Below are 7,499 nucleotides of genomic sequence, written 5' to 3' on the forward strand. Positions count from 1 at the left end.
CCGACGCCGAGCCCGTATCCGGGTCCGTCGGATACGCCGACGCCCACCGATACACCGACTAATACGCCAACGCCCACCGATACGCCGACGCCGAGCCCATCGCCGAGCCCCAGCCCGTATCCGGGTCCATCGGATACGCCGACGCCGAGCCCGTCGCCGAGTCCCAGCCCGTCGCCGAGCCCCAGCCCGTCGCCGAGCCCATCGGCTAGCCCATCGGCCTCACCAAGCCCGTCGCCAAGCCCGTCGCCTGGAGGCTTCCGCGTGCTCAAGGATGCGCTGGATGTCAACGGACGCGGCATCGCGATGGTCCCGCCAGGTGGCGAGTTCTTGTACTCGATCCGCGTCGATAATCCGGTGAGCCCCGCCGTACCGGTCCAACTGACCGATACGTTCCCTGCCGAGGTGCAGCCGGTGACGATCGTCAGCACGCAGAACGCCAACTGCGCTCTTGCGGGGCAGACCTTGACCTGTACGATGATGCCGTCGATCAATCAGATCGCCTCGGTGGTGGTGCGTGTCCGGGTCGTGGCGAGTACCGGCGCGACGATCGCCAACACGGCGACCGCAACGTTAGGCACCGGGCAGAGCGTGCAGGGCAGCGCGCGACTTGTCACGGTCGGCACGGGTAATCCTACCGCAGTGCCGGTCACGCCCACGGCGACCAGGCTCCCGGCCACGACGATCCCGACGAGAGTGCCGGGCACGACGATCCCGACGAGAGTGCCGGGTACGGCGGTCCCGACGAGAGTGCCGGCAACCGCAGTGCCCACGTCGCCGCCGAACAATCCGCAGCCGACGTCGCCGCCGAACAATCCGCAGCCGACATCGCCGCCGAACAATCCGCAGCCGACATCGCCGCCGAATAACCCGCAGCCGACGTCGCCGCCGAACAATCCGCAGCCAACTGCTGTGCCGTCGTCCTCGCCTGCGCCGAGCGCATCGCCCGCGCCGTCCGCTAAGCCGCAGCCAACGGCCAAGCCGACGACCAGGCCAGCCAATCCGACGGCTAAGCCAGGCAGCCCGACGAATCCGACGGCCAAACCGGCTAATCCGACGAGTCCGCCTGCCGGTAGCGGCACCGCGCAGAAGCCGCCGGCTACTTCAGGCGGGCGTCAGCCGCAGCCTCAGGCTCCAACGGCGACGCCAGGCCCGACGCTGCCGCCGGTGACGACGCCGGAGCCGGGCAAGCCCTCGATCCGCTTCAATAAGAAGAGCGACTGGGGCCAGGTGTTCGTGGGCGATACGTTCGAGTACGTGATCACGCTCCAGAACGCAGGTCAGGCCGCTGGCGGCTCATCGCCGATGATGGCACCCGCTGGCAGCACCAAGCTCGAAGCGATGCGCAATATCCAGCCGCTCAAGAACGTCGTGATCGGCGATGACATCAATCCCGCGTTCGAGGTGCTGGAAGCGACCGGCGAAGGTCTGACCGTCAGGGTCAGCGGCCAGAGGATCGAGGCTCTTCGCTCGACGCTGGCCGGTGGCGAAGAGGTCAAGGTCCGCGTCAAGGTCCGCGCGCGCTCCCGCGACGTGCTGCCCGTGACGATCAGCAACCAGGCGACGCTGCTCTACGATGGTCTTCCGCATAACGTCTTCTCCAACATCGTGGACATCGTCGTCGCGGCCAAGAACGCGCCAACGCCGACCGCGCCGCCCACCAACACGGCGACCGCCGGGTCGACTCTGCCAAGGGCCGCCGGTGGCTCGCCGCCGGATGTGCCGCAGCCCGCGCCGCCGGAAGAACTCGGCAATAAGCTGCCGAATACCAGCGGAGGCGTCCCGCTCTCTGGTCTGGTGCTGCTGGGCCTGACGCTGCTGCTGCATAGCGTTCGCGTCCACCGCTCCCGCGTGCGCATCTAGCCATCCGGCAATCGGTGGTAGAATCGAGACAGGCTGAGGTCGATCCTCAGCCTGTTCTTGTTGGAGCGTCCTGTGCCAATTGTGCTACATCCGTTCTTCACGCACTTCCCGATCGCGCTGCTGCTGCTGAATCTTGCCCTGACGCTCATGTACACGCGCCGCGCCGATCCCTTCTGGGAGCGCAGCGCCTATGGCGCGCTGGTGATCGGCTGGTGGGGCCTGCTCGCGGCGATGCTGACGGGCACGCTCGACGTTGCGCTCAACTGGCCGCTCCGCGAGGATGCCATCGGCTGGATCAACGCCCACGCCGCGCTGAGTCTCCTTCTGGTGCTGATCTACGGCCAGGCGCTGCTGCGTCGGCGGCGCGACCCTGCGGTGCTGACGGGGCCGCAGCGTCGGGGCTACCTGCGCCTGCTGATCGTCGGGGCGATCTTCCTGCTCGTCTCCGGCTGGATTGGCGGGCATCTGGTCTATGGCCTGGGCTTTGGCGTGAGAGGCTAGGAGAAGAACAAGGGAACAAAGAACAAGGGAACAAAAGATCAAGAGAACAACGCGAGCACCAATTATGCCCCTCTCCTATGCTGAAAGCAGTGGGAGAGGGGCGGCGCGGCAGCGCCGGGGGTGAGGGCCTAGAACTTGGAACTTGGAACTTGAAACCTGGAACTTGGAACTCGATCCTAGAACGGCTCAGGCGGACGAATCCGGTAGCCGAGCGCCCGCACCCACAGCCAGAGCGTGCTTCCGCCGATCCACAGCAGCGCCAGCACGACCACGCCTTGCCCCAGCCGTCCGCGCCGCCATAGCCAATCGAGCACCACCGCAGCGCCGACCGCGATCACCCACGCGCAGAACGAGAGCCAGCGCGTGGTGATCGTCGAGGCGGTGATGAACGGGATCGTGCCCTGGAGCACGGCGACCGCGACGGTGCCCCAGAAGAGCCAGACGAGAATCTGCCCGCGCTGCTGTCGCCACAGCCAGTAGCCGCCCAGCAGCGCCAGCGGCACGCCGATCGCCGCGTAGTGCCCGACAAAGCCGTCACGCCACAGCGCGAGCGCCAGCGCCCGCCGACTGATCTCCGATCGACCGCCCTGGACCGCGCCCATGCCGCCGCTCTGGAACTGTCCGAGCTTGGTGACGATCAGATCGACGTAGGCCGAGTAGAACAGGCCCAGCGCCAGCGCCTCGGCGATCACAAAGGCAATGGCAAGGCCATACACCTGCCGGACCTGCGGCGTCGCGCGGTAGCGCCACCACAGCAGCGGCAGCAGCCCCGCCAGCAGAATCGATATGTTGATGAACAGGCCGAAGTGGCCGAAGAAGACTATGCTCAGAGCGACTGTGATCAGCGACACGCCGCGCGCGGTGCCCATCCGGTGCCACATGCCGACCAGCAGCGCGATCAGCAGCGCCACGACTTCCTGGGTGAAAATATGCGCCAGAAACGACCACCACAGCGCCATCATCGCGGGCGCGAGCAGCGCGTACACCGTGGTTGCCAGCAGCGCCGCTCGCTCGTCGCGCAGCCCGCGCAGCGCCAGATAGGCGACCGGCAGCAATCCCAGCGTGCCGAAGAGCGCATCCGACCACTCGACCAGCGTTTCGGGCGCGATCGGGAGCAGCCGCAGCGGCGCGAGCAGGATGTATGTCGCCGAGGGATACGGAAAGTCGATGCCGCGATGCCGCGAGATCAGCAGCACCAGGCCACGGATCAGATCGTTCTGGCGGTTGACGTGAAAGCCCAGGTCCCCGACCATCGAGTCCGGGTAGAGCCGACCGCCGTAGCGCAGCAGCATCAGCCAGAAGATCAGCAGCGCCACCGAGCGGGCAAATCCCGGCGAGGGCTGTACACCCAGGCGCACGGCGTAGCGCTCGATCAGCCACAGCGCCGCCGCCCCGACGATCAGGCCCCAGATCGCGCCGGTCAGCAGCGGCCCGCCCGCCAGCGCAAACCGCAGCCGGTCGCCGTACAGCGCCGCCAGCAGCAGCCCGATCAGCCCGATGCCAGCGATCGTCGCATTAGTGCGCGTCAGGCACCAGCGCCGAGCCACGGCCCAGGCCAGCGGCAGCAGCAGCAGCGGCCAGAAGAGCGCAAGCGGCGGCAGGCGCAGCGCTTGCCGGAGCGGGCTAAGCTCGGCCATGCCGATCGGTGCGCCGAGCGTGCGCGGATCGTTGGGCGGGGTGAACGCAGGAGCGCTAAGCTGGAGCGCCCCCGCCTGTGCTGCGTCCGGCGGCAGCAGCAGATGCAGCGTGCGTCCATTGGTGAGCGGCTGGCTGACGGCTATCTTTCCGGCGCTGAGATGGAGCGCTCCTGTGCCGACCGCAGGATTGGCCGTCGCCGGAAGCTGGTGTAGCTCGACGACGACCGATTGACGGCCCAGCCCCGGCAGCCTGATCGCGGAGCGGTCGCTTGTCCAGCGGTACGAGAGCTGATCGGCGGTGGCATGCTCCGGCTCCGCCGTATTCCACGCGGCGATCAGCGGTTGATCGCTGTGCCATCCTTCTTCGTAGCCAATATTGATCGTGTAGTGGAGCGGCTGCTGGCTGAGGCCGAAAACGCCCAGCGCAAACAGGCCGAGCAAGACCAGCAGCGGCCATTCGCTCAGCGTAAGCAGCCATGCCCGCAGGATGCGCGTGCTGCGGTGCCACGTGGTAGCTAACTGAAACACCGCGCGATTATAACAGACGCGCCGCCGCCCATGAGCGCTGCCGTCTAGCACACCCCAGGTGAGTCTCGCGGATCAGCGAAACTGGCTGAGACGCTGCGCCACGCTCTGGAGCGCCGCCGTGTTGATCGAGTAGTACTTCGCGCCGCGCTCGCCACGCCGGACGTTCAGCACCTTCATGTCTACCATTAGCTGGAGATGACGCGACACCGCCGATTGTGAGATGCCCAGCCGATCGACGATCTCCTGAGCGTACAGCTCGCGTCCGTTGAGCATTGCGACGATCATCAGGCGTGTTTTATCGGCGAGCGCCGTCAGCGGATGGTAGAGATCCTCGATCTGCGGCCCGTCGGTAGTCTCGGTGAGCGGCGTGCCCTGGCCGTTGTACAGGATCGTCGCGGTCGAGTTGTGGAACAAAAACGAGACGTACGGCCCAAGGTAGAGCGACGGCACAAAGCGCACCCGCTCGATCTCGTTGAGCCGGGGCCGTATCCGATCGGGAACCTGCCGCCCCGTAACCGCCGTGAACAGCGGCAAGATCTCCGATGGATAGGTGTGGCGACGATGGAACTCGACGCTGCGCACAAGCTGCTCGCGTGTCTGCCCCCATTGCTCGCGGTAGATGCGCTCCCAGAAGCGTTGGAGGCTGCTCAGCAGAAGATCGCGCCACTCAGCCGGTGCCCGCAGCAGCCGCGCGGCTTTGGCCGGATCGACCGGCAGCGGCATCTGGCGCAGCACCGCCTCCAGCGCTGCGGCGTCGGCGAGCAGCTCGGCAGCAGGTTGATCGGCGGCGATCTCGTGGTAGGCCATGCTCTTGGTGAGAATCGCCTCCAACATCTGTTGACATGTCGGCGCGTCGAGCGCGCCAAGATCGGCAAGAAATGCATCGGCGCTGGTGTTGCCTGCCTGCCCCGAACCCAGCAGCTTTCCGGTCAGCGTCTCGACGATCGCCTGAGTGTATCCTGTGAGTCGGAGCGTAAGCTCAAGATCTTGACGTAAGCGGCTTGGCAACATCGAGTATCCTTCGAGTAACCACGTGCCCAGCCCTTCAAACTCATGCACAATCGTAACAAGGCTAGCCGTGGAAAGCAGCTCGAGCCCCAATGAAACCTGCCACTCAACCGTTACCGCTGGTCGTCCCCGTAGCAACTCCGCCATAGCTCGCCTTTCGTAGAGTCTGTATGCATGTATCGTGATATGAGGGTAGCACACGGGTTAATGAACCGTCAAATGGCAATAGTTGCAACGCCAGACATACCTTCCATCCAACGTCTGATGTCGAATCCGCCGTAGATTGATATGCTACAGCCTGCAACCATCTACGCGCGGCGGTCGTCAAAGCCGACAATGGCGCGTGAAGCGCAGCGTTCAGGAGTGAAACCGTGGCCGAGCCGACAGCCGAATGTGTGCGACGGGCGCAAGCTGGGGACCCGCAAGCGTTAACCGATCTCATTATGGGTCAGCAGCACTATGTGTATAGTATCGCGATGAGTGTGCTACATCAACCCGAAGATGCTGCGGATCTGACGCAGGAAGCGTTCATCCGTCTGATGCGTGTGCTGCCCCAGTATAACGGCGAAAGCCGTTTTACAACCTGGCTCTATCGCCTTGTCGTCAATCTGTGCCGGGATGAACTGCGGCGGCGTGGACGGCAAGTGCAATTTATACAGCCAACCGAAAACGACGACGAGCAGGTGCTCAATCCGCTGGATACGATCGCCGACGATGATCGATCGAGCGATCCGCTGCGTGCGCTGAGCGACAACGAGCTGCGGCTCGCCGTGCGCCGCGCGCTGTCGCAGCTTGAGGATCATTACCGGCTATCGTTGACGTTATACTATTTCGAGGATCTCCGGTACACCGACATTGCCGAGATTCTGGATGTGCCCTTGAATACCGTGAAGAGCTATATCCGCCGAGGGAAGGAACGACTCGCGACGCTGCTCGACGAGTATAATGAGCAGAGCACCGCGCAGGAGCGCGCCGCATCTGCAACGCCGTCGCGGCAGCCGCATATTCAGCAGCGTTTTGTGCTGGGGACCGCTCGCTAGGGAGAGAGGGACGTACGTATGGATTGCCAGACAGTTCGTACCGAGATACATGTCGAGCCGACGAACACGGCGATTCACACTCATCTCCAGGAGTGTGCGCGCTGCGCCGCGTACGCCGAGCGCATGGCGCGTCTGGATGGTGTTCTCCGGGCTGAGCTCGTCGTCTCTGCTCCGGCGACGGTGACAGCCGAGCTGCAAGCGGTCGTAACGTCCCCGGCGCGCATCCACCATCGCCTCGATCACGCCGTGCGCGACGAGCTGCTGGTGGCAGTGCCCGCCGCTCTGACGGCGCGCCTGCAAGCGCTGGTGCCGGAGCCTGCGCGGGTGGTATCGCCGCTGGATGTAGCGCTGCGCGACGAGCTGCTGGTGGCGGTGCCCGTCGATCTGACGGCGCGCCTGCAAGCGCTGGTGCCGCACGCCGCGCCCGCGATGCTGCCCGATCTGCCGGTCGCGCCCCGCCCACGTCGCTGGGTCGTCGCCACGGTGTATTTTGTGACGGCGGCGCTGCTGATGCTGTCGCTGCTGTACGCGGGCCAGATCTATACGTTGATGATCGATCAGCTTGGCTTGAGCGCGTGGCTCTCGCAGATCGCGGGCTGGCCCGCCGAGCTGCTGAATCAGCTCTACGCCGTCGTGCCGCAGGCGCGCGTCGTGGTCGGCGCGCTGGTACGGCTGCAACAGCCGCTCCAATGGCTGCTGGTCGCGCTGGTGCTGTGGGCGGTCGTCGATATGAGCCAGCGCCAGGGCCAGCGCGAGCGACAGTACGCCTAGCGTCGCTCCAGAGAGCTAGATCGGATCCGGGATGTCCGAGCCATCAGGTCGCGCGATTGATGGGCTATGCTAGGCCCATGCAGCGCTTGATCGACGACATCCTGGATTTATTATTTCCGCCGCGTTGCGCGAACTGCCGCAGCCGGGGCGCGCA

6 protein-coding genes are annotated in these 7,499 nt (G+C 65.4%); 4 read left to right on the forward strand and 2 right to left on the reverse strand.

What is annotated here, in order from left to right; translation table 11 throughout:
* Together VFZ66_11580 and VFZ66_11585 are read left to right on the forward strand one after the other, a co-directional pair.
* Positions 1-1,860: hypothetical protein (locus tag VFZ66_11580; protein HEX6289827.1), on the forward strand; the 1,860-nt coding region annotated here is incomplete at its 5' end.
* Positions 1,861-1,932: 72 nt separating this feature from the next.
* The gene (locus VFZ66_11585) at positions 1,933-2,361 is read left to right on the forward strand and encodes a DUF2231 domain-containing protein (protein ID HEX6289828.1); all 429 of its coding nucleotides are present in this window, start codon (positions 1,933-1,935) and stop codon (positions 2,359-2,361) included.
* Between the two features lie 176 nt (positions 2,362-2,537).
* On the opposite strand, the gene VFZ66_11590 is transcribed toward VFZ66_11585, so the two are convergent.
* Positions 2,538-4,526 (reverse strand): hypothetical protein, encoded by a 1,989-nt coding sequence (locus tag VFZ66_11590; GenBank protein ID HEX6289829.1) that lies wholly within the window; start codon positions 4,524-4,526, stop codon positions 2,538-2,540.
* Between the two features lie 72 nt (positions 4,527-4,598).
* A complete protein-coding gene (locus VFZ66_11595; protein ID HEX6289830.1) occupies positions 4,599-5,537 on the reverse strand; it encodes a metalloregulator ArsR/SmtB family transcription factor in 939 nt (312 codons plus the stop codon).
* Between the two features lie 392 nt (positions 5,538-5,929).
* Here VFZ66_11595 and VFZ66_11600 point away from each other — a divergent pair, with 392 nt between their 5' ends.
* Together VFZ66_11600 and VFZ66_11605 are read left to right on the forward strand one after the other, a co-directional pair.
* Positions 5,930-6,574: an RNA polymerase sigma factor gene (locus VFZ66_11600; GenBank protein ID HEX6289831.1), complete on the forward strand. Its 645-nt coding sequence runs from the start codon at positions 5,930-5,932 to the stop codon at positions 6,572-6,574.
* 18 nt (positions 6,575-6,592) lie between these two features.
* On the forward strand, positions 6,593-7,345 hold the full coding sequence (locus VFZ66_11605) for a hypothetical protein (GenBank protein HEX6289832.1): 753 nt from the start codon (positions 6,593-6,595) through the stop codon (positions 7,343-7,345).
* The last annotated feature ends 154 nt before the right edge of the window (positions 7,346-7,499 follow it).

Source organism: Herpetosiphonaceae bacterium, from assembly GCA_036374795.1.
Lineage (GTDB): Bacteria > Chloroflexota > Chloroflexia > Chloroflexales > Kallotenuaceae > LB3-1.

Bases quoted from the DNA above. Each gene is read 5' to 3' on its own strand.
- VFZ66_11595 (HEX6289830.1), bottom strand. From the start codon at position 5,537: ATGTTGCCAAGCCGCTTACGTCAAGATCTTGAGCTTACGCTCCGACTC.
- VFZ66_11605 (HEX6289832.1), top strand. From the start codon at position 6,593: ATGGATTGCCAGACAGTTCGTACCGAGATACATGTCGAGCCGACGAAC.